The organism is Hydrogenophaga sp. R2 (assembly GCF_049843595.1).
Lineage (GTDB): Bacteria > Pseudomonadota > Gammaproteobacteria > Burkholderiales > Burkholderiaceae_C > Hydrogenophaga.
On sequence record NZ_JBBHZN010000001.1, the window covers coordinates 765,677 to 787,421 of the forward strand.

Below are 21,745 nucleotides of genomic sequence, written 5' to 3' on the forward strand. Positions count from 1 at the left end.
GCGGGATAATGTCGGGTTGCCCGATTTTGACCGAAGTTCCCGCTTGACCGCCCCCGCCCTGCACCTCGAGTTCCCCGAAGCCCTGCCCGTGTCCGCACGCCGGCACGAGATCGAGGCCGCCATCCGCGACCACCAGGTGGTCATCGTGTGTGGCGAGACCGGCTCGGGCAAGACGACCCAGCTGCCCAAGATCGCCCTGGCCATGGGGCGCGGGCGCCTGAATGCGAAGCCGGGCCAGCGCGGTCAGCTCATCGGCCACACCCAGCCGCGCCGCATTGCGGCGTCCAGCGTGGCCAAGCGCATTGCCGAAGAGCTCAAGACCCCGCTGGGCGAGGTGGTGGGCTACAAGGTGCGCTTCCAGGACCGGTTGTCCAAGGACGCCTCGGTCAAGCTCATGACCGACGGCATCCTGCTGGCCGAGACCCAGACCGATCCCGACCTGCGCGCCTACGACACGCTGATCATCGACGAGGCGCACGAACGCAGCCTCAACATCGACTTTCTGCTCGGCTACCTGCGCCAGCTGCTGCCGCGCCGGCCCGACCTGAAGGTCATCGTCACCTCGGCCACCATCGACGCCGACCGTTTTGCCGAGTACTTTGCCTCGGCGCGCGGCAAGGCGCCGGTGCTGATGGTGTCGGGCCGCACCTACCCGGTGGAGGTGCGCTGGCGTCCGTTCGAGGAAAGCCGCGAATACGACCTGAACGCCGCCATCGCCGACGGCGTGGATGAACTCTGGCGCGGCGGCGTGGGCGGGGACATCCTGGTCTTTTTGCCCGGCGAGCGCGAGATCCGCGAGGCCGCCGACCACCTGCGCAAGCACCTGGCGCACCAGCCCGCGCTGCGCAACGCCGAGGTGCTGCCGCTGTTCGCGCGGCTGTCGCAGGCCGAGCAGGACCGCATCTTCCAGCCGCACGGGCAGCGCCGCATCGTGCTGGCCACCAACGTGGCCGAAACCTCGCTCACCGTGCCGGGCATCCGCTATGTGATCGATGCCGGCACGGCAAGGGTCAAGCGCTACAGCTTCCGGCAGAAGGTGGAGCAGCTGCTGGTGGAGCCCATCAGCCAGGCGGCGGCCAACCAGCGGGCGGGCCGCTGCGGCCGGGTGGCCGACGGCATCTGCATCCGCCTGTACGACGAGGCCGACTTCAATGGCCGCCCGCGCTTCACCGACCCCGAGATCCTGCGCAGCTCGCTGGCGGGTGTGATCCTGCGCATGAAGTCGCTGCACCTGGGTGCGGTGGAAGACTTCGCCTTCGTGGACGCGCCGCAGCGCCGCGCCATTGCCGACGGTTACCAGCTGCTGGCCGAGCTGGGCGCGGTGGACGAGTCCAACGAGCTCACCGCCACCGGGCAGGCCCTGGCCCGCCTGCCGCTGGACCCGCGGGTGGGCCGCATGATCCTGGAAGCGCGCGACCGGGGCGCCCTGGCCGAGGTGCTGGTGATTGCCGCCGCCGTGAGCGTGCAGGACGTGCGCGACCGCCCCCTGGACAAGCAGGCCCAGGCCGACCAGGCCCATGCCCGCTTCGACGACGAAAAAAGCGAGTTCAGCGGCACGCTGCGGCTGTGGAAGTGGCTGGAAGACAGCAAGGGCGGCCATGGCACCGACCACAAGCTCAGCCACCGCCAGTACGAGAACCTGCTGCGCGAACACTTCATCAACCCGCGCCGGGTGCGCGAGTGGCGCGACATCCACAGCCAGCTGCTCACGGTGGTGACCGAGCAGCGCTGGCCCATCAACAGCACGCCGGCCGGCTACGAGGCGCTGCACCTGTCCATGCTCTCGGGCCTGCTGGGCAACATCGGCTGCAAGAACGACACCGAGGACTGGTACCTGGGCGCGCGCGGCATCAAGTTCCACCGCCACCCCGGCGCCAACCTGAGCAAGAAGCCGGGCCGCTGGATCGTGTGCGCCGAACTGGTGGAGACCACGCGCCTGTTCGGCCGCGGCATCGCGGCCATCGAGCCGCAATGGCTGGAACAGGTGGGGGCGCACCTGCTGAAGAAGCAGATGCTCGACCCGCACTGGGAGAAGAAGGCCGCGCGCGTCTCGGCGCTGGAGCGGGCCACGCTGTACGGCCTGGTGGTCTACAGCCAGCGGCGGGTGGACTACAGCCGGGTCGATCCGGCCGGGGCGCGCGAGATCTTCATCCGCGAGGCCCTGGTGCAGGGCGACTGGGACACGCGTCTGGCCTTCCTGGCCGCCAACCAGAAGCTGGTGCGGCAGGTGGCCGAGCTGGAACACAAGTCACGCCGGCAGGACGTGCTGGTGGACGACGAGGTGGTGTTCGCCTGGTACGACGCCCAGATCCCGGCCGACGTGTGCAACGGCGCCAGCCTGGAGCGCTGGTACGGCCAGGCGGTGCGCGAGAACCCCAAGCTGCTGTACCTCACGCGCGAGGCGCTGATGCGGCACGAGGCCGCCGGCATCACGGCCCAGGCCTTTCCGCGCACCATCCGCCTGGGTGGCGTGGACTGCGCCTGCAGCTACCTGCACGAACCGGGCGACGCCCGCGACGGCCTGTCGGTGGCGCTGCCCCTGTTCGCCCTGAACCAGGCCAGCGAGGACCGCTGCGACTGGCTGGTGCCCGGCATGCTCAAGGACAAGGTGCTGGCGCTGCTCAAGACCCTGCACCAGCGGCCGCGCTCCCGCCTGGTGCCGCTGCCGGCCACGGCCGAACGTTTTGCGGCCGAGCTGTGCGAGCCCGAGGTGTTCGGCAGCGGCAGCCTGATGGACGCGCTGCTGAAGAAGGTGCGGGCCGCCACCCAGCTCGACATCCAGCGCGCCGACATCAAGGCCGACATGCTGCCGCCGCACCACTTCATGCACCTGCGGGTGGTGGACGAACATGGCCGCCAGCTGGGCCAGGGCCGCAGCCTGGCCGCGCTGAAGGCCGAACTCGGCGCGCAGGCCCGGGGTGCCTTCCAGGCCCTGGCGGCGCTCAAGGTGGCGCGGCCGGCAGCGGCTGTTCCCGCGCCCACCCCCGAAGCGGAATCGACCGCCGCATCGGCGCGCCGCGTGCCGGCACCCGCCCCGGCCACCCCCAAGGCCGATGCCAGCCAGCGCCACACCCGCTGGGACTTTGGCGAACTGCCCGAGCTGATGGAAATCCGCCAGGGCCAGCAGACGCTGGTGGGATTCCCCGCACTGGTGGACGACGTTGATGCGGTGCGCATCGAGGTGTTCGACGAGCCCGATGTGGCCCAGGCCAGGCACCGGGCCGGGCTGCGGCGCCTGTTTGCCCTGCAGATCCGCGACGCGCTGAAGTACCTGGAAAAGAACATCCCCGGCCTGCAGGCCATGGCGGCGGCCTACATGCAGGTGGGCAAGGACAGTGGTGGCGGCACGCTGGAGGAGCTGCGCACCCAGCTGATCGAGCTGGCACTGGACCGGGCCTTTCTGGCCGACCCGCTGCCGGTGGACGAAGCCAGCTTCCAGCGCCGGGTGGACGAAGGCCGGGGGCGCCTGAACCTGATCGCGGCCGAGCTGGCCCGCAGCGCAGGCGCCATCCTGACCGAGTTCGCGGCGGCCCAGCGCAAGCTCAAGGACAGCAAGCCGCCGGCCGACGTGGCGGTCGACATCCAGCGGCAGCTCGCCCGGCTGATGCCGCGGAATTTCCTGATCCAGACGCCCCCAGGCCAGCTGCAGCACCTGCCGCGTTACCTCAAGGCGGTGCAGCTGCGGCTGGAGAAGCTGCGGGCCGATCCGGCCCGCGACGCCGCCCGCCTGGCCGAACTTCGGCCGCAGGAACAGCGCTTCTGGCGGCTGGTGGCCGAGCGCAAGGGTGTGCAGGACACCCGGCTGCAGGAGCTGCGCTGGCTGCTGGAGGAGCTGCGGGTGAGCTTTTTCGCGCAGGAGCTGCGCACGCCTCAGCCGGTGAGCCTCAAGCGCATCGACAAGGCCTGGGCCCAGCTCAACGCCTGATCAGGCGCCTTCCACCCGGCCCTGTGCAGCGCCCAGGGCGGGGTCGGCCTGCAGCTTGCGCAGCAGGGCTTCGGCGTCCTGGCGGGTGGCCACCTGCTGCACCCGCACTTCATGGCCGCGCACGGTGTTGGCCACCGAGGCCGGGTAACCCGCCTTCTGCAGGCGCATGCGCAGGGCCTCGGCTTCGGCCAGTCGGGGGAAGGTGGCCACCACGGTGCGCCACGATCCGCCCTGCACCAGCACACCGCTGCCGGGTTGCAGATCGCCCTGGGCAATGAACTTGCTCAGCTGGGCCGGGGTGGCCTGGCCGGCGGGCTTCTCGGGCTGGCCGGTGAACACCACCCAGAACGCGCCGGGCTGGTTCAGGGCGATGGTGTCGCGGCCGTCGCGCATGACCGCCACGGCACCTTCGAACACGCAGACCGCGTCGTGCTCGGCGTCGCTCATGGCCCAGAAGTCGGTGCCGCGCACGCCCACGGTGGCCGTGGCGGTCTGCAGGCTCACGTCACGGTTCACGCCCAGGGCCTTGCTGCGGTAGTCGGTGGCGTAGCGGAACACGCCGGTGACCAGCCGGAACTTGCCCGCCATCTGGGCCTGACCGTCCTTGCGGCCGGCTTCCAGGTTCTGCAAGGCCAGTTCGGTGGCTTCGCCCATCTTGACCAGGCTGTTGTCGGACAAGCGCAACACGGCGCGCGAGCCGGCGGCCGTGACGGCCACGTCCCCGGCCCGCAGGCGTTGCCCCGGCTCGGCGGCGCGGCGGTCGCCGTTGCGCTCCACCCAGGCGGGCAGTTGAACGGCCTCGACCACGGTGTCGGCGGCCACCGGCGTGGCGGCACGGCCGGTGGTCGGCATCCCGGCAGCAGCACCCAGCAGCAGGGCAGCGGCCAGCGCTTGGCGGCGGGAGGGCAGGAGGGGCAGGGAGCGGGAAGTCTTCATCGTCTCGGTCGTGCAGGGAGGAGGGCTGGCCCCGTCGTGCAGGGCCAGGTGCTGTATCGGCACAAATTCTCTACGCCGTAGGGCGCGTGGCAGATGCAGCCGCTCGTCGCAGCGGCCCGATGCGTGATGCATGTCCCATGAGGGGCTTGCCCTGTTGCCCTGCTGGGACATACTCCCGCCCGTTTGACAGCGGGCAAGCCATCGAGTGAACTGCGCGCCTGCAGACAGGAGACACAGGAATGGATCGCAGGGATTTTGTGGAGAGTTGTGCCATCGGGGCCGGCGCCTTGGCCGCCACGCTGGCCACCGGTGCCTGGGCCGCTCAGGCCAGGGCCCGCTCGTATGGCCGGGTGCTGCTGACCGACGACACCGGCCGGCCCATCAAGGCCTCGTCGCTCAAGGCGCAGGTCAATTACGTGTTCCATTACCCTTTCGAGGCCACGCCCGTCTTCCTGCTGGACCTGGGCAAGCCGGCCCAGCCGGTGCAGCTGACCACCCGCGACAAGCAGACCTACGACTGGCCCGGCGGCGTGGGCCCCCGGCGCAGCCTGGTGGCGTTTTCGGCCATCTGCGCGCACAAGCTGGTCTATCCGACCCGGGAGCTGAGTTTCATCAGCTTCCGCAAGGGCGGGGTGTCCAACCCGCAGACGCCGAGCAAGGGCAACGACCTGATCCACTGCTGCGCCGACCACAGCCAGTACGACCCGGCGCGCGGCGCCCAGGTGCTGGCCGGCCCGGCCGAACAGCCGCTGTGCGCCGTGCTGCTGGAGCACGACCCCAAGACCGATCAGCTCACCGCCACCGGCACGCTGGGTGGCGAGCTGTTCGACGACTTCTTCCGCAAGTACGAGATGAAGCTCAGCATGGAGATGGGCTCGGGCGTGCGCCGCACCGTGGCCGACCGCTCCATGGTGCGCGAGCTGGAGCAGTTCTGCCGCAACCCGGTGCGCTGCTGATCAGAGGCGCGCCAGGCGCTTGAGCGCTTCGTCCAGCGTGTCGTCGCGCTTGGCAAAGCAGAAGCGGATGACGCGCTGGTCAAAGCCGTTGCCATAAAAGGCCGACAGCGGGATGGCCGCGACACCCACCTCGGTGGTGAGCCATTCGCAGAACGCGCCATCGGGCAGGTCGCGTTCGGGCACCGCCAGATCCTCGATGCCGACGCACTGGAAGTAGGTGCCTTCGCCGGGCAGCATGCGAAACCGCGTGTGCGCCAGGCCGGCACGGAAGCGGTCGCGCTTGGCGCCGTAGAAGGCCGGCAGGTTCAGGTAGGGTGCGGGGTCGGCCATGTAGGCGGCCAGGGCGTGCTGCACCGGCGTGTTCACGGTGAACACATTGAACTGGTGCACCTTGCGGAACTCCGCCGTGAGCGGCGCCGGGGCCACCACGGTGCCCACCTTCCAGCCGGTCACGTGGTAGGTCTTGCCGAAGCTGCTGACGATGAAGGCCCGCGCCGCCAGACCGGGGTAGCGGGCGGCGCTCTCGTGCCGCTGGCCGTCGAACACCATGTGTTCGTACACCTCGTCGCTGATGAGCAGCACATCGGTGGGGGCCAGCAGGGCCTCGAGCTGCTGCATCTCGGCCGCGGTCCAGCACATGCCGCTGGGGTTGTGCGGGCTGTTGATCAGCAGGGCGCGGGTGCGCGGCGTGATGGCGGCAGCGATGGCCGCAAAGTCGGGCCGGAAGCTGCCGGGGGTCAGCGGCACCCGCACCACCGTGCCGCCGGCCAGCTCGATGTTGGGCACATAGCTGTCGTAACAGGGTTCCAGCACGATGACCTCGTCGCCCGGGTGCACCACCGCCAGGATGGCCGTGAGGATGGCCTGGGTGGCGCCGGCGGTGACGGTGATCTCGGTGTCGGCATTCACCGCCAGACCGTAGAGCGCCTGCATCTTGGCCGCCAGGGCCTGCCGCAGCGCCGGCACCCCGGCCATGGGCGGGTACTGGTTGTGGCCCTGGGCCATGGCGGTGGCCACGGCGGCCGGCAGGGCCGGGTCGCAGTCGAAATCGGGGAAGCCCTGTCCCAGGTTGACGGCGCCGTGCTTCGCGGCGAGCGCCGACATGACGGTGAAGATGGTGGTGCCCACCTGGGGCAGGCGGGACTGCAGAGTCGGCGTGACCGGCGGTGTGACGGCGAGCGTGGTCATGTCAGAGTTCGTAGTCGTCCGGCGTGCCGTTCATGGCCCGCATGATGGTGTCGCGGCTCAGGCGGTCGCTCAGCAGCTCGGCAAAGCGCAGCACGAAGTGCCGCAGGTAGGTGCCGCGCTTGAAGGCCACCCGGGCCAGGTTGTGCCCGAACAGCTGGCCGGCGGGGCGGGCCACCAGGCCGGGCGTGAGGTTCTCGCCCTGCATGGCCATCTCGGCCACGATGCCCACGCCCATGCCGAGCTTGACGTAGGTCTTGATCACGTCGGAGTCGATGGCTTCGAGCACCACGTTGGGCTTGAGGTGGCGCAGCGCAAAGGCCTGGTCGATGCGGGTGCGGCCGGTGAAGCTGGGGTGGTAGGTGATCAGGGGCAGGGCGGCCAGATCTTCGAGGCTGATGCGTTCGCGGTCCACCAGCGGGTGGTCGAACGGCAGCACCAGCACGTGCTGCCATTCGTAGCAGGGCAGGGTGACCAGTTCGGGGTAGTTCACCAGCGACTCGGTGGCCATGCCGATCTCGGCCACTTCCTCGATCAGCATGCGGGCCACCTGGTCGGGCGAGCCCTGGTGCAGGCTGATGCCGACCTTGGGGTACGACTGGCGCAGCGCCGCCACCGGCCCGGGCAGCACATAACGGGCCTGGGTGTGGGTGGTGGCGATCGACAGCGTGCCGCTGTCCTGGGCCGAGTACTGCTCGCCGATGCGCTTGAGGTTGTTCACCTCGCGCAGGATGATGTCGATGCTCTTGAGCACCTGGGTGCCGGGCTCGGTGACGCGCTTGATGCGCTTGCCGTGGCGGGCAAAGATCTCGATGCCCAGCTCGTCTTCCAGCTCGATGATGGCCTTGGACACGCCGGGCTGCGAGGTGTGCAGCGCCTTGGCCGCCTCGGTCAGGTTGAGGTTGCGGCGCACCGCCTCCTGCACGAAACGGAACTGGTGCAGGTTCATGCCGTGGTCTCCAGCGCCAGCTGGGCCAGCAGGGCGGTCAGTCGGGGGTCTTCACCCGCCGTGGGCAGCTGCCGGAAGGACACGCCGGGATGGGCCTGCTGCAACGCCGTCATGAGCACCGGCAGGTCTTCCCTCGCGTGCTTGCCCATGCCGAAGAACAGCGGCAGCACCCGGATGTCGGTCGCACCCCGGGCCACCAGCGCGGCGGCGGCGGTGGGCAGGTCGGGTTCGCACAGCTCCAGGTAGGCGCAGGCCACCGCAGCGGACGCATCACGCTGCGCGATCTGCTGCGCCACCGACTCCACCGGCCGGCGCCACAGCGGATCGCGTGAACCGTGGGCGAAAACGATCACACCGAGCATGGCACTACCTCCGAAGGACCAGCCAGCCGAACGCACCCAGCGAGACCAGCGAATAGATCAGGGCCGGCGACAGGGCTGCCAGCCAGGGTCGCCACTGGTTGAGGTTGCCGATGTAGCCGAACACGTTGTTGAGCAGGAAGAAGCTGATGCCGATCATCACGCCGCCGAACACATAGGCCGTGATGCTGCCGGAGCGGAAATGCAGGTAGGCGAACGGCAGCGCCAGCACCACCATCACCAGGCAGGACATGGGGTAGAACACCTTGCGCCAGAACTCGATCTCGTAGCGCTGGGCGGTCTGCCCGTTGGCTTCCAGGTGCCGGATGTAGGCGAACAGGTCGGCCGTGCGCATGCGCTCGGGCTTGAGCAGGGCCACCGACACCATCTCGGTGTTCAGGCTGCTGGGCCAGCGGAAGCTCTCCAGCGCGCTGCGCGTCACGCGGGACGATGCCAGCCCGGCCGCGTCGAACTCGCGCCGCTCCACCTCGCGCAGCGTCCAGCTCTCGTCGCCTTCGATCTGGCCGGATCGGGCGTGCACCGTGGACACCAGGAAGCCCTGGTTGTTGAACTCGAAGATGCGGATGTTGCGCAGCTCGCCTTGCGCCGACATCGAACCCACGTTGACCGAGAAGTTGCTGTAGGGCTGGCGTTCCTTGAGCCATGCGCCGGTCTGGCCCACGCTGATGTTGCCCTGGTAGCGGGCCTTGAGCAGCTGGCCGGCACGGTCGGCCACGGGCGCCACATAGTCCCCCATGACGAAGGTGAAGGCCACGAACGCCACCCCCAGGCCCAGCAGCGTGCGCAGCGCCTTCCAGGGTCCCAGGCCGCTGGTGCGCAGGATGGTGTATTCGGAGTGCTGCGCCATGCGGGCCAGCACGAACACCGTGCCGATGAGCACCGCCATGGGCATGAGCTCGTAGATGCGGCTGGGCATGAGCAGGCCCACATACCCCAGCGCGTGCGGCAGGCCATACACCAGCGACGCATCCAGGGGCGAGGCGCGCCCGATGGCGGGCAGCTCGTCCACCAGGTCGAAGAAGGAGAACAGCGCCAGGAAGGCGATCAGCACGAAGGCCACGGCCCGCAGCACCTCGCCATAGATCAGTCGCCGCAAGGTCTTCATGCCGGGGTCCTCCGCAGGCCACCCAGCCAGCCACGCAGGCTCAGGTTGTGGTGGCGCTTGTACAGCCAGGCCAGTGCCAGGGCCATCACGCCGCCGTGCAGCAGCACCATGAACGGAATCAGCCCCACCAGCCCCTGTGCCACCCAGCTCTGGCCGATGTTGAGCAGGTTGTAATAGAACACGAAGGTGAACAGGGTGAAGAACAGGTTGCCGCCCCGGCCGGCCCGGGGGTTGCCCGCCGTGGTGGCCAGTGCAATCAGCACGAAGTTGAGGGCGGTCAGCGCCATGCCGATGCGCCAGCCCAGCTCCGACAGGTTCAGCCGGTCGGGCTCGGTGATCAGCCGCCAGGTGCTGCGGGCCTTGAGCGGCTGCACCGCGCGCTGGCCCGGAGCGGCGTTGCCCACCTGGGTGCCGTACTCCTCGAACTCGCTGACCTTGAGCGCGGCCTGGGGCGAGGTCTCGAGCCGCTGCCCGTTGTTGAGCACCAGGTACTGACGGTCCTGGAGGGTCTCGATCCGGCCGGAGCGCGCCGACGTGACGGACTCGCTGCCGTCGCTTTCGGTGCTGGCGATGAAGACGTTGCGGCCCTCGGTGCCGGCGGCCGTGTCCTTGTCGATGAAGAACACCCGACGGCCGTTGGACGATTCCTGGAACTGGCCGGGAGCGATGCGCTCCAGGTCGCCGCGCTGCTCGAACCGTGCGCGAAGCTCGTCGGTCTGCTGGTTGGCCCAGGGCCACACGAAGAACACCATGACCGTGATGGTCAGCAGCACCGGCCAGGCAAAGCGCATGACCGGCCCCAGAAATCCCCCGAGCGAGCGGCCGCTGCTGAACCAGATGATCATCTCGCTGTCGCGGTACATGCGCGAGAGCGTGAACACCACCGCAATGAACAGCGCGAGCGTGAGGATGGTGGGGGTGCGCCCGATGACGGTGTAGCCCAGCACCAGCATCACCTCTTCCGGATTGACGCTGCCCTGCGAGGCCGCACCCAGCGTGCGGATGAGCAGCATGGTCAGCACGATGGTGAAGAGCACCACCAGGGTCGCGCCGAAGCTGCGGGCCAGCTCTTTGCGGATGGAAGAATGAAATAACATCGATCGGACAAGGAAAACACGATTATGAACTTCGAACTCAAATCCCTCACCCTGGCCCAGGCAGCGCAGCTGCCGGTCGATGCGCTGCTGGTGCTCCTGCCCGACCACCTGCCCAAGGCGCTGGCCGCGAGCCCCGATGCGCTGACCCGCCTGGCCGTCCTGGCCCTGGGCGACATGGAGTCCGGCGTCGGCCAGATGGTGGCGGGCTACAAGGTCGAGGGGGTCAAGGCCGCCCGTGTGGTGCTGGTCCGTGCGGGCGATGCGTCGGCGGCCGCGGTGCGCAAGGCGGTGGCTGCCGGCACGGCCGCCCTGCGGCAGGCGGGCGTCGAGAAGCTGGCCCTGGTGCTGAGCTGTCTGCCCGACGACGCCATGGCGGTGCGGATGGCGGTGCAGGCCAGCGCCGATGCCAGCTACACCTACACCACCACCAAGCCCTCGGCCAAGCCCCGTGCCCTCAAGCGGGTGACCGTGGCGGTGGCCGATGCCGCTGCCGTGCGCGCCGGCTTCGAAGTGGGCAAGGCCCTGGTCAGCGGTGTGGAGTTCGCCAAGGAATGGGCCAACCGCCCCGGCAACCATGCCACGCCCACCCACCTGGCCGATGCGGCCAGGGCGCTGGGGCGTCAGGGCGGCATCAAGACCGAAGTGCTCGGGCCCAAGCAGGTGGCCGCGCTGGGCATGGGCGCCTTCATGGCCGTGGCCCAGGGTTCGGCACAGCCGTTGCGCTTCATCGTCATGCAGTACAACGGCGGCGCCAAGGGCGACGCACCCGTGGTGCTGGTGGGCAAGGGCATCACTTTCGACACCGGCGGCATCTCCATCAAGCCCGCGCCCGAGATGGACGAGATGAAGTTCGACATGGGTGGCGCCGCCAGCGTGCTGGGCACCTTTGCGGCGCTGGCCGAGCTCAAGCCGGCGATCAATGTGGTGGGTCTCATCCCCAGCTGCGAGAACATGCCCGACGGCCTGGCGGTCAAGCCCGGCGACGTGGTGCGCAGCATGAGCGGCCAGACCATCGAGATCCTCAACACCGATGCCGAAGGCCGCCTGATCCTGTGCGACGCCCTGACGTACGCGGCCCGCTTCAAGCCCCGGGCGGTGATCGACATCGCCACGCTCACCGGTGCCTGCGTGATCGCGCTGGGTGCCGTGCGCACCGGGCTGTTCAGCGCCAGCGACGAACTGGCCGACGCGCTGCAGAAGGCGGGCGACGTCTGTGGCGACCTGGCGTGGCGCATGCCGCTGGACGACGAGTACGCCGAGGGCCTCAAGTCCAGCTTCGCCGACATGGGCAACGTGGCGGGTCGTGCGGCAGGCGCCGTGACCGCCGCCAAGTTCCTGCAGAAGTTCGTGGGCGACATGCCCTGGGCCCACCTCGACATTGCCGGCACCGCCTGGAAGAGCGGGGCAGCCAAGGGGGCCACCGGTCGCCCGGTGCCGCTGCTGCTGCAGTTCATCCTGGACCAGGCAGCGACCCCGGCAGCCGTCAAGCCGGCCCGGCGCAAGACCCGCGCCTGATCCCATGCCGGCCGAGGTTGCCTTTCATTTCAATGCGCCCGACCGGGTGGGCTATGCCTGCCGGCTGCTGCGCAAGGCCTACCTCAAGGGCGCGCGCCTGTGGGTGCGGGTGGCGGCAGACGACCTCGGCCCGCTCGACCAGGCCCTGTGGGTCAGCCAGGCGGGCGACTTTCTGCCCCACAGCCGCGAGGGCGATGCGCCCGACGTCGTGCGCCACTCGCCCATCCACCTGGCCACCGGTGCCCCCGACCCGCAAGGCCGGCAGGTGCTGGTCAATCTGTGCGCCGACATGGCCGAGGGCTGGGAGCGGTTCGAGCGGGTGATCGAGGTGGTGACCCAGGCCGACGAGGACCGGTTGCCGGCGCGCGAACGCTGGCGCACCTACCGGGTGCAGGGCATCGAGCCGGTGCGCCACGATCTGGCATCCGCCGCCCCATGATGGTTCCTCCGCAGCATCGGTTCCGCTAATGCGGCATTCGGTGTTGCGATTACGCATGAGGAAAACCCTTGGCTGCCGCGCAGCGCCTTCGCAGCGTGAAATCTGCGGGATTTTTGGGGTATCTTTATGCGGTGGAGAAAAAAGTTCCCTCCGCGTTTCAACTTCATCCCTTTCGAGGAATCCCCATGCAACTGAACATCAAACTGGCCGTCATCGCCGCGGCTGTGGCGCTTGCGGCTTGTGGCAAGAAGGAAGAGGCCGCTGCGCCCGCCGCCGCTCCCGCTGCTGCCCCCGCAGCTGAAGCCCAGGTCGTCAAGATCGGTCACGTTGGTCCCACCAGTGGCGCCATCGCCCACCTGGGCAAGGACAACGAGAACGGCGCCCGCATGGCCATCGAAGAGCTGAACGCCGCCGGCCTGACCCTGGGTGGCAAGCCGGTCAAGTTCGAGCTGCTGGCTGAAGACGACGCTGCCGATCCCAAGCAGGGCACCGCCGCTGCCACCAAGCTGGTGGACGCCAAGGTCGCCGGCGTGATCGGTCACCTGAACTCCGGCACCACCATCCCGGCCTCGCAGATCTACAACGACGCCGGCATCCCCCAGATATCCCCGTCCGCCACCAACCCCAAGTACACCCGCCAGGGCTACCAGGGCGCCTTCCGCGTCGTGGCTGACGACGTGCACCTGGGTGGCACCCTGGGCAAGTACGCCGTGCAGACCCTCAAGGCAGCCAACGTGGCCGTCATCGACGACCGCACCGCTTACGGTCAAGGCGTGGCCGACGAGTTCGAGAAGGGCGTGATCGCCGCTGGCGGCAAGGTCGTGGGTCGTGAATTCACCAACGACAAGGCCACCGACTTCAACGCCATCCTGACCACCCTGAAGGCCAAGAAGCCCGACGTGGTGTTCTTCGGCGGCATGGACGCCGTGGCCGGCCCCATGCTCAAGCAGATGAAGCAGCTGGGCATCAACGCCAAGTTCATGGGCGGCGACGGCATCTGCACTTCCGAGCTGCCCAAGCTGTCGGGTGACGGCATGGCCGACGAGCAGGTCTACTGCGCCGAAGCCGGTGGTGTCGAAGGCGAACAGAAGGCCGGCATGGACAAGTTCCGCGCCGACTTCAAGGCCAAGTTCAACGCCGATGTCCAGGTGTACGCCCCGTACGTGTACGACGCCGTCAAGGTCATGGCCAACGCCATGGTCACCGCCGGCTCGGCCGACCCCAAGGTGTACCTGCCTGCTCTGAAGGCCACGAACTACAAGGGCGTGACCGGCAACATCGAGTTTGACGAGAAGGGCGACATCAAGAACGGCGCCCTGACCCTGATGACCTACAAGGGCGGCAACCGCACCACCATCGCCGTGATCCGCTGATCAACCGATCGGTCCTCACGCAAAAAAGCCGCCCCGAGGGGCGGCTTTTTTCTTGGGCGCTGGAGTGTGAAAGACCCCGGAGCGCCGTGGCTCAGTAGCTGTTGCGACGGTTGCCGTCGTAACCACCGCCGAAGCCGCCGCTGCGCGGGGCGCGGGGCTCCATCGGGCGAGCGATGTTGACCGTCAGGTCACGGCCGCCCATGTTCTTGCCGTGCATGCCCTGGATGGCGGCTTCGGCTTCGGCCGGGCTGGACATCTCGACAAAGCCGAAACCCTTGGAGCGACCGGTGTCGCGCTCCATCATGACCTTGGCGGACTGCACCTGGCCGAAGGAAGAGAACTGCTGCTGGAGATCGTCGTCGCGAACCGAGTAGGACAGGTTGCCGACGTAAAGTTTGCTGCTCATGTTGAGCCTTTCAGAGTGTGCGCTGCGAAATGGGTAGCGCGTGCCGTGGACGGCCATGTGGAATGGCCGAAAGAAGCTCGCCTGGGGAGGAAGTCAGACCACCGGCGGGGACCCTGAACGGATCAGTGCGGTGGAGGTGTGCGGTGTTGGGGGAACCGCTGCCCGGATCAAACTTGTCTGTTGCTGAGGAAAGCGTTCGCAACAGGGGGTGGAGTGTGACAGTGTTTGAGGCCCGGCACAACCGTCGAGCGCCGGTTCGCCCGGACCGGCCCAACAAAAAGCCCCTGCGGTCGCACGACGGCAGGGGCTGTTGTGGGGTGGCGGAGAGGGCGGGATTCGAACCCGCGGTGGGGATTAGCCCACACACGCTTTCCAGGCGTGCGACTTAAACCGCTCATCCACCTCTCCGCGAAGCCTGCGATTGTAGCAGGGCGCAAGCCCGGTTTTCCCGGCGTCGCAGCGATTCAGGTGGCCGCGCTGCCGTCGGTGGATTTTCGCCAGGCGTGTTGCTGCAGCGTCGGCAGGTCCACGAACTGCAGGGTGGATGCGTGTGTGGCTTCCAGGATGACCGGAGGCGCCACGCCGGCGGTCAATGCCTCTTTCCAGCGCCGCACGCACAGGCACCAGCGGTCTCCCGGCTGGAGCCCCGGGAAGCGCCATTCGGGACGCGGTGTGCTGAGGTCGTTGCCGACCGCCTTCGAGAAGGCCAGGAACTCCGCCGTCACGCGGGCGCACACCACATGCGTGCCCACATCGTCGGGCCCGGTGTGGCAGCAGCCATCGCGGTAGAAGCCGGTGACCGGGTCGAAGGAGCAGGCCTGCAGGGGGTCGCCCAGCACATTGAGCGCGTCGTGGTCCATGGTGTGTCAGCGAGAGGGGGCCTGGGTGGCGTTGACCATCTTCATGGCCGATGTGATGAGGGAGGACACCTCGGTCATGTTGCCGGGCACGATGAGTGTGGTGTTGGCGTCCGCGGCCACCTTGGCATAGGCGTCCACGGCGCGCTCGGCCACCTTGAGCTGCACCGCTTCCTGACCGCCAGGCTGTCGGATGGCGGCGGCCACGCGCTCGATGGCCTGCGCGGTGGCGTCGGCCACGGCGGTGATGGAGGCGGCCTCACCCAGTGCGTTGTTGATGGCGGCCTGCTTCTCGCCTTCGGAGCGCGCGATGAAGGCCTCGCGCTCGCCGGTGGCGATGTTGATCTGTTCCTGGCGACGGCCCTCGGAGGCGGCGATCAGGGCGCGTTTCTCACGCTCGGCCGTGATCTGCTGCTGCATGGCATGCAGGATTTCCTTGGGCGGGGTCAGGTCCTTGATCTCGTAGCGCAGCACCTTCACGCCCCAGTTGAGCGCGGCTTCGTCGATGGCCTGGACCACCTGGGCGTTGATGATGTCGCGCTCCTCGAAGGTCTTGTCGAGTTCGAGCTTGCCGATGACCGAACGCAGCGAGGTCTGGGCCAGCTGGGTGACCGCCACGATGTAGTTGGACGAGCCGTAGCTGGCGCGCATGGGGTCGGTCACCTGGAAGTACAGGATGCCGTCCACCTGCAGCTGGGTGTTGTCGCGCGTGATGCAGATCTGGCTCGGCACATCCAGCGGGATCTCCTTGAGGCTGTGCTGGTAGGCCACCTTGTCGATGAAGGGCACGATGAAGTTCAGGCCCGGCGCCAGCGCGGTGTGGTACTTGCCCAGCCGCTCCACCACCCAGGCGTTCTGCTGGGGCACGACCTTGATCGAGCTCTTGATGAAGATGGCCGCTATGACGATGAGGGCGATCGCGATTTCCATGAGGGATTTCCGTGTGGATGAAGAAGAGGGAGGTCAGGCCTTGTCCAGCACCAGCCGGTTGCCGATCAGTTCGGTCACGCGGTGCGGCCCCGGTTCGGGGGTGAGCCCGGCGCGGGGAACGGCGGTCCAGCGGGCGCCCCGGTACTGCACATGGGCCGTGCCGTCGGCTTCCCAGGCCTGCACCTGCACCACTTCGCCGATGTCCAGATTGACATCGCGCTGTGCACTGGCCGGAAGGCTGGAGGCGTTGCGGCGGCGCACGGCAGTCCAGACGGCCACGGCGCCCGCACCCACCACGGCCGAGGCCACCAGCTGCGCGGTCAGGCTCAGCCCGCCGTGCGCCGCCAGCGCGCCGGCCGCCAGGCCCAGGGCCACCATGAGCAGGTAGAAGGTGCCGGTGAACAGTTCCAGCGCCACCGCACCGCCGGCCAGCAGCCACCAGATCGTCGACATCGCCATGAACAAGGCCTTTCATGCCGGCAGCTTGTGGCCGGTCTGTGGTCGATTCTGCGACAAAAGCCGGCATCCGCCGCCGGAGCGACACGCGATTTCCGTACACTTCGGCCCTTGCCCGACGGCGTGAGGTCGTCGGGCCTTTTCTTTGCGGCCTTCGGGTCTGCATGTCGGGCGGTGTGGCCGCCACTGGCTGGAGCTTGAGATGAAATTCCGTTTCCCCATCGTCATCATCGACGAGGACTTCCGTTCCGAGAACAGCTCGGGTCTGGGCATCCGCGCGCTGGCCCAGGCCATCGAGAGCGAAGGCTTCGAGGTGGTGGGTGTGACCAGCTACGGCGACCTGAGCCAGTTCGCCCAGCAGCAGAGCCGGGCCAGCGCCTTCATCCTGTCCATCGACGACGAGGAATTCACCCCCGGCCCCGAGCTGGATCCGGCGGTGCTGAACCTGCGCAACTTCATCGACGAGGTGCGGCGCAAGAACGCCGAGGTGCCGATCTACATCTACGGCGAGACCAAGACCAGCCGGCACCTGCCCAACGACATCCTGCGCGAGCTGCACGGCTTCATCCACATGTTCGAGGACACGCCGGAGTTCGTGGCCCGCCACATCATCCGCGAGGCCAAGAGCTACCTGGAAGGCATCCAGCCGCCGTTCTTCAAGGCGCTGCTCGACTACGCCGAGGACGGCTCCTATTCGTGGCACTGCCCGGGCCATTCGGGCGGCGTGGCCTTCCTGAAGACGCCGGTGGGCCAGATGTTCCACCAGTTCTTCGGCGAGAACATGCTGCGCGCCGACGTGTGCAACGCGGTGGAAGAACTGGGCCAGCTGCTGGACCACAACGGTGCCATCGGGGCATCGGAGCGCAATGCCGCGCGCATCTTCAATGCCGACCACTGCTTCTTCGTCACCAACGGCACCAGCACCAGCAACAAGATGGTGTGGCACCACACGGTCGCGCCGGGCGACGTGGTGGTGGTGGACCGCAACTGCCACAAGAGCATCCTGCACTCCATCATCATGACCGGCGCGATTCCGGTCTTTCTCAAGCCCACGCGCAACCACTACGGCATCATCGGCCCGATTCCCCAGGCCGAGTTCGAGATCGAGTCCATCCAGGCCAAGATCCGCGCCAACCCGCTGCTCGCCGGCGTGGACGCGGCATCGGTCAAGCCCCGGGTGCTCACGCTGACCCAGTCGACCTACGACGGCGTGCTCTACAACACCGAAGCCATCAAGCAGATGCTCGACGGCTATGTGGCCAACCTGCACTTCGACGAGGCCTGGCTGCCGCACGCCGCCTTCCACCCGTTCTACGGCAACTTCCACGCCATGGGCAAGAAGCGGGCGCGGCCGAAGGAGTCGGTGGTGTATTCCACCCAGTCCATCCACAAGCTGCTGGCCGGCATCAGCCAGGCCAGCCATGTGCTGGTGCAGGACTCGCAGAACGTCAAGCTGGACCGCCACCTCTTCAACGAGGCGTACCTGATGCACACCAGCACCAGCCCGCAGTACGCCATCATCGCCAGCTGCGACGTGGCCGCCGCCATGATGGAGCCGCCCGGTGGCCGTGCGCTGGTGGAAGAAAGCATCCTGGAGGCGCTCGATTTCCGCCGCGCCATGCGCAAGATCGAGGACGAGTTCGGTGCCGACGACTGGTGGTTCCAGGTCTGGGGCCCCGAGCACCTGGCCGAAGAGGGCGTGGGTGAAGCGCGCGACTGGGTGCTCAACCGCCAGAAGAGCGACGACGGCCACGACACCGAGAAGGACTGGCATGGCTTTGGCGACATGGCGCCGGGCTTCAACATGCTCGACCCCATCAAGGCCACCATCGTCACCCCCGGCCTCAAGCTGGACGGCAGCTTCGGCGAGACCGGCATCCCGGCCTCCATCGTCACCAAGTTCCTGGCCGAGCACGGCGTGGTGGTCGAGAAGACCGGCCTCTACAGCTTCTTCATCATGTTCACCATCGGCATCACCAAGGGCCGCTGGAACACGCTGCTGACGGCGCTGCAGCAGTTCAAGGACGACTACGCCAAGAACCAGCCCATGTGGCGCATCCTGCCGGAGTTCTGCCAGAAGCACCCGCGCTACGAGCAGATGGGCCTGCGCGACCTGTGCCAGCACGTGCACGAGATGTACGCCCGCTACGACATCGCCCGCCTGACCACCGAGATGTACCTGAGCGACCTCACGCCGGCCATGAAGCCGTCGGACGCCTTTGCCCACATCGCCCAGCGCACCACCGAGCGGGTGCCGATCGACCAGCTGGAAGGCCGCATCACCACCAGCCTGGTCACGCCGTACCCGCCCGGCATCCCGCTGCTCATCCCGGGCGAGGTGTTCAACCGCAAGATCGTGGACTACCTGAAGTTCGCCCGCGAATTCAACCGCCAGTGCCCCGGCTTCGAGACCGACATCCACGGCCTGGTGGAGGTGGTGGGCGAGGACGGCCAGAAGGCGTATTTCGCTGACTGTGTCGCCGCCAGCGTCAAGGCCTGAGGCCACCGCAGCGCCCACAAAAAAGCCGCCCGAGGGCGGCTTTTTCATGCCCGGATGCTCGGGGGATCAGGCCATGTTGTCCTTGCTCAGGCCGGTGGTCTGGCTGTAGCCGCCATCCACATAGGTGATCTCGGCCGTGACGCCGCCGGCCAGGTCGGACAGCAGGAAGGCCGCCACGTTGCCCACGTCCTCGATGGTCACGTTGCGACGGATCGGCGAGGCGCTGGCCACCACGTTGAGCAGCTTGCCGAAGTCCTTGATGCCGCTGGCGGCCAGGGTCTTGATGGGGCCGGCGCTGATGCCGTTGACGCGCATGCCGCGCGGGCCCAGCGATTCGGCCAGGTAGCGCACCGAGGCCTCCAGGCTGGCCTTGGCCAGGCCCATGGTGTTGTAGTTGGGCACGGCCCGCAGGGCGCCCAGGTAGCTCAGGGTCAGCAGGGCCGACTTGTCGTTGAGGTAGGGCAGGGCGGCCTTGGCCATGGCCGGGAAGCTGTAGGCGCTGATGTCGTGGGCGATGCGGAAGCTCTCGCGCGAGAGGCCGTCCAGGAAGTCGCCGGCAATGGCCTCGCGCGGGGCGAAGCCGATGCTGTGCACGAAGCCGTCGAACTTGGGCCAGGTCTTCGAGAGGTCTTCAAACAGCTGGGCGATCTGGGCGTCGTCTCCCACGTCGCAATCGAAGATCAGGTTCGAGCCGAAGTCGGCGGCGAACTCGGTGATGCGGTCCTTGAAGCGTTCACCGACGTAGCTGAAGGCCAGTTCGGCACCCTGCTGGTGGCAGGCCTTGGCAATGCCATAAGCAATCGAGCGGTTGGACAGCACGCCTGTGATCAGCAGTTTCTTGCCCGCGAGAAAACCCATCATTCAATCTCCATAAAAATTGCAGCAGAATTGTCGCATGACGTTTTTGTGCGCCTGCCGCCGCTTCTGCATGCTCCTGGTGCTGGCGGCCCTGTCGGCGCCGGCCTGGGCGGCCCACGGGTATGCGATCTGGGGCGACCTCAAGTACCCCGCCGGCTTCACCCATTTCGGCTATGTCAACCCGCAGGCCCCCAAAGGGGGTGAGTTGCCGCTGGTGAGCAACCTGCGCACCAGCACCTTCGACAAGTACAACCCCTTCACCCTGCGGGGCAGTGCACCGGCCTATCTCAGCAACCTGATGTTCGACAGCCTGCTGACCGGCGCGCTGGACGAGAACGGCGCCGGCTACGGCCTGCTGGCCGAAGACGTGCAGGCCGCGCCCGACGGCCTGTCGGTGACCTTCCGGCTGCGCAGCACGGCGCGCTTCCACAACGGCGACCCGGTGCTGGCCGCCGACGTCAAGCACAGCTTCGACACCCTGATGGGGCCGCACACCTCGCCGGTCTACAAGACCATCCTGGCCGAGGTGGCCGGCCTGGACGTGCTGGACGAGCGCACGGTGCGCTACCGCTTCCGCAAGCCCAACCGCGAACTGCCGCTCACCGTGGGTGGCCTGCCGGTGTTCAGCCGGCAGTGGGGCAACCAGATCGACCCCAAGACCGGGCAGCGCAAGACCTTCGACCAGGTGGTCACCGACATCCCCATCGGCAGCGGGCCGTACCGCATCGGGCCGGTCAACTTCGGGCGCGACATCACCTACCTGCGCGACCCGGCCTACTGGGCGCGCGACCTGCCGGTGCGGCGCGGCACGGCCAACTTCGACCGCATCACGGTCAAGATCTACAAGGACAACACGGCGCGGCTGGAAGCGCTCAAGGCCGGCGAGTTCGACCTGATGCGCTTCTTCTCGGCCGGCGACTGGGCGCGCCGCGTCACCGGCAAGCGCTTCGACAGCGGCGAGCTGGTCAAGGGCGAGTTCCAGCACCGCCTGCCCACGGGCTTCCAGAGCTATGTGCTCAACACCCGGCGCCCGCCGCTCGACGACATCCGGGTGCGCCAGGCACTCGGCCTGGCGCTGGACTACGAGTGGATGAACCGGCAGATGTTCTACGGCGCCTACCAGCGGGTGCGTGGCCTGTTCGGCAACACCGACTGTTCGGCCCAGGGCCTGCCGTCGCCGGCCGAGCTGGCGCTGCTGGAGCCGTGGCGCGGCCGATTGCCCGATGCCGTGTTCGGCCCCGCTTTTGAACCGCCGCGCACCGATGGCGACAGGTCCCTGCGCCAGAACCTGCGTCAGGCCCAGGCCCTGCTGCGCGAGGCCGGCTGGACCGTCAAGGACGGCGCGCTGCGCAACGCCGAAGGCAAGGCCATGGTGCTGGAGTATCTGGACAGTGCCGAGGTGGGTGCCCGGGTGGTGGCGCCCTGGACCCGCAACCTGGAAAAGCTGGGCGTGCAGCTGCGCTTCCGCCCGGTGGACTTCGCGCTCTACCAGCAGCGGCTGCGCACCTTCGATTTCGACATCATCTCGCTGGCCTACGGCGGCACCAGCACGCCCGGGGCCGAGTACGCCGACCTGTTCGGCAGCCAGGCCGCCCGCACGGAAGACTCCGGCAACCACACCGGTCTGGCCAACCCGGCGGTGGACGCGATCATCGAACGCATGACCGCCGCCAGCGACCGCGCCAGCTTCACCGCCGCCTGCCGCGCGCTGGACCGGGCCGTGAGCCACAGCCATGTGCTGATCCCGCAGTGGTCCGCCACCACGCACCGCATGGCCTACAACGCCTGGCGCCTCGCAAGGCCCGAGCAGATGCCGCCGTATGCCTCCGGCGAGGTCTGGGCCATCGACACCTGGTGGGCACGGGAGTCACGCTGATC

Annotated in this window: 18 protein-coding genes and 1 tRNA gene; 7 read left to right on the forward strand and 12 right to left on the reverse strand. The window is 68.1% G+C overall.

Annotated elements, in window-relative coordinates; translation table 11 throughout:
• Positions 1-43: 43 nt before the first annotated feature.
• Positions 44-3,925 carry an ATP-dependent RNA helicase HrpA gene (hrpA, locus tag WD026_RS03740; protein WP_425722304.1) on the forward strand — a complete coding sequence of 1,294 codons (3,882 nt, stop codon included), beginning with the start codon at positions 44-46 and terminating at the stop codon, positions 3,923-3,925.
• On the opposite strand, the gene WD026_RS03745 is transcribed toward hrpA, so the two are convergent.
• The gene (locus WD026_RS03745) at positions 3,926-4,861 is read right to left on the reverse strand and encodes a FecR domain-containing protein (protein ID WP_425722305.1); all 936 of its coding nucleotides are present in this window, start codon (positions 4,859-4,861) and stop codon (positions 3,926-3,928) included. It abuts the gene before it with no gap.
• A gap of 239 nt (positions 4,862-5,100) precedes the next feature.
• On the opposite strand from WD026_RS03745, the gene WD026_RS03750 reads away from it, so the two are divergent.
• Entirely contained in the window at positions 5,101-5,817 is a 717-nt protein-coding gene (locus WD026_RS03750; protein WP_425722306.1) for a (2Fe-2S)-binding protein, read from the forward strand.
• Here WD026_RS03750 and WD026_RS03755 read toward each other — a convergent pair whose 3' ends face one another.
• From WD026_RS03755 to lptF, 5 genes are read right to left on the reverse strand one after another with little or no spacing between them, the layout of a single operon-like run.
• Complete coding sequence (locus WD026_RS03755) at positions 5,818-7,005, reverse strand: pyridoxal phosphate-dependent aminotransferase (protein WP_425722307.1); 1,188 nt, start codon at positions 7,003-7,005, stop codon at positions 5,818-5,820. It lies immediately after the preceding gene.
• A gap of 1 nt (position 7,006) precedes the next feature.
• Positions 7,007-7,951, reverse strand: a complete 945-nt coding sequence (locus WD026_RS03760) for a CysB family HTH-type transcriptional regulator (protein WP_425722308.1) — start codon at positions 7,949-7,951, stop codon at positions 7,007-7,009.
• A complete protein-coding gene (locus WD026_RS03765; RefSeq protein ID WP_425722309.1) occupies positions 7,948-8,313 on the reverse strand; it encodes a sirohydrochlorin chelatase in 366 nt (121 codons plus the stop codon). The genes WD026_RS03760 and WD026_RS03765 overlap by 4 nt, the downstream gene beginning before the upstream one ends.
• Positions 8,314-8,317: 4 nt before the next feature.
• The gene (lptG, locus tag WD026_RS03770; protein WP_425722310.1) at positions 8,318-9,436 is read right to left on the reverse strand and encodes an LPS export ABC transporter permease LptG; all 1,119 of its coding nucleotides are present in this window, start codon (positions 9,434-9,436) and stop codon (positions 8,318-8,320) included.
• A complete protein-coding gene (gene lptF, locus WD026_RS03775) occupies positions 9,433-10,533 on the reverse strand; it encodes an LPS export ABC transporter permease LptF (protein ID WP_425722311.1) in 1,101 nt (366 codons plus the stop codon). Before lptF ends, lptG begins: the two co-directional genes overlap by 4 nt.
• Positions 10,534-10,557: 24 nt before the next feature.
• Between lptF and WD026_RS03780 the strand changes: the two genes are divergently transcribed.
• From WD026_RS03780 to WD026_RS03790, 3 genes are all read left to right on the forward strand, one after another.
• Positions 10,558-12,048, forward strand: coding sequence for a leucyl aminopeptidase (locus WD026_RS03780; protein WP_425722312.1), 1,491 nt, complete (start codon positions 10,558-10,560; stop codon positions 12,046-12,048).
• 4 nt (positions 12,049-12,052) lie between these two features.
• Positions 12,053-12,487 carry a DNA polymerase III subunit chi gene (locus tag WD026_RS03785; RefSeq protein ID WP_425722313.1) on the forward strand — a complete coding sequence of 145 codons (435 nt, stop codon included), beginning with the start codon at positions 12,053-12,055 and terminating at the stop codon, positions 12,485-12,487.
• Positions 12,488-12,672: 185 nt separating this feature from the next.
• Positions 12,673-13,860, forward strand: coding sequence for a branched-chain amino acid ABC transporter substrate-binding protein (locus WD026_RS03790; protein ID WP_425722314.1), 1,188 nt, complete (start codon positions 12,673-12,675; stop codon positions 13,858-13,860).
• 91 nt (positions 13,861-13,951) lie between these two features.
• On the opposite strand, the gene WD026_RS03795 is transcribed toward WD026_RS03790, so the two are convergent.
• The 5 genes from WD026_RS03795 to WD026_RS03815 all read right to left on the reverse strand — a co-directional run bounded on the left by WD026_RS03795 (position 13,952) and on the right by WD026_RS03815 (position 16,512).
• A complete protein-coding gene (locus tag WD026_RS03795) occupies positions 13,952-14,266 on the reverse strand; it encodes an RNA recognition motif domain-containing protein (RefSeq protein ID WP_425722315.1) in 315 nt (104 codons plus the stop codon).
• Positions 14,267-14,584: 318 nt separating this feature from the next.
• A tRNA-Ser gene (locus WD026_RS03800) sits at positions 14,585-14,674 on the reverse strand.
• Positions 14,675-14,730: 56 nt separating this feature from the next.
• Positions 14,731-15,126, reverse strand: a complete 396-nt coding sequence (locus WD026_RS03805; RefSeq protein WP_425722316.1) for a DUF2237 family protein — start codon at positions 15,124-15,126, stop codon at positions 14,731-14,733.
• 6 nt (positions 15,127-15,132) lie between these two features.
• A complete protein-coding gene (locus WD026_RS03810; protein ID WP_425722317.1) occupies positions 15,133-16,053 on the reverse strand; it encodes an SPFH domain-containing protein in 921 nt (306 codons plus the stop codon).
• A gap of 33 nt (positions 16,054-16,086) precedes the next feature.
• Positions 16,087-16,512 (reverse strand): NfeD family protein, encoded by a 426-nt coding sequence (locus tag WD026_RS03815; RefSeq protein WP_425722318.1) that lies wholly within the window; start codon positions 16,510-16,512, stop codon positions 16,087-16,089.
• Between the two features lie 199 nt (positions 16,513-16,711).
• On the opposite strand from WD026_RS03815, the gene WD026_RS03820 reads away from it, so the two are divergent.
• The gene (locus WD026_RS03820) at positions 16,712-19,009 is read left to right on the forward strand and encodes an Orn/Lys/Arg decarboxylase N-terminal domain-containing protein (RefSeq protein WP_425722319.1); all 2,298 of its coding nucleotides are present in this window, start codon (positions 16,712-16,714) and stop codon (positions 19,007-19,009) included.
• Positions 19,010-19,075: 66 nt separating this feature from the next.
• Here WD026_RS03820 and fabI read toward each other — a convergent pair whose 3' ends face one another.
• Complete coding sequence (gene fabI, locus WD026_RS03825; RefSeq protein ID WP_425722320.1) at positions 19,076-19,867, reverse strand: enoyl-ACP reductase FabI; 792 nt, start codon at positions 19,865-19,867, stop codon at positions 19,076-19,078.
• 70 nt (positions 19,868-19,937) lie between these two features.
• Between fabI and WD026_RS03830 the strand changes: the two genes are divergently transcribed.
• Positions 19,938-21,743 (forward strand): extracellular solute-binding protein, encoded by a 1,806-nt coding sequence (locus tag WD026_RS03830; RefSeq protein WP_425723197.1) that lies wholly within the window; start codon positions 19,938-19,940, stop codon positions 21,741-21,743.
• Positions 21,744-21,745 lie beyond the last annotated feature (2 nt).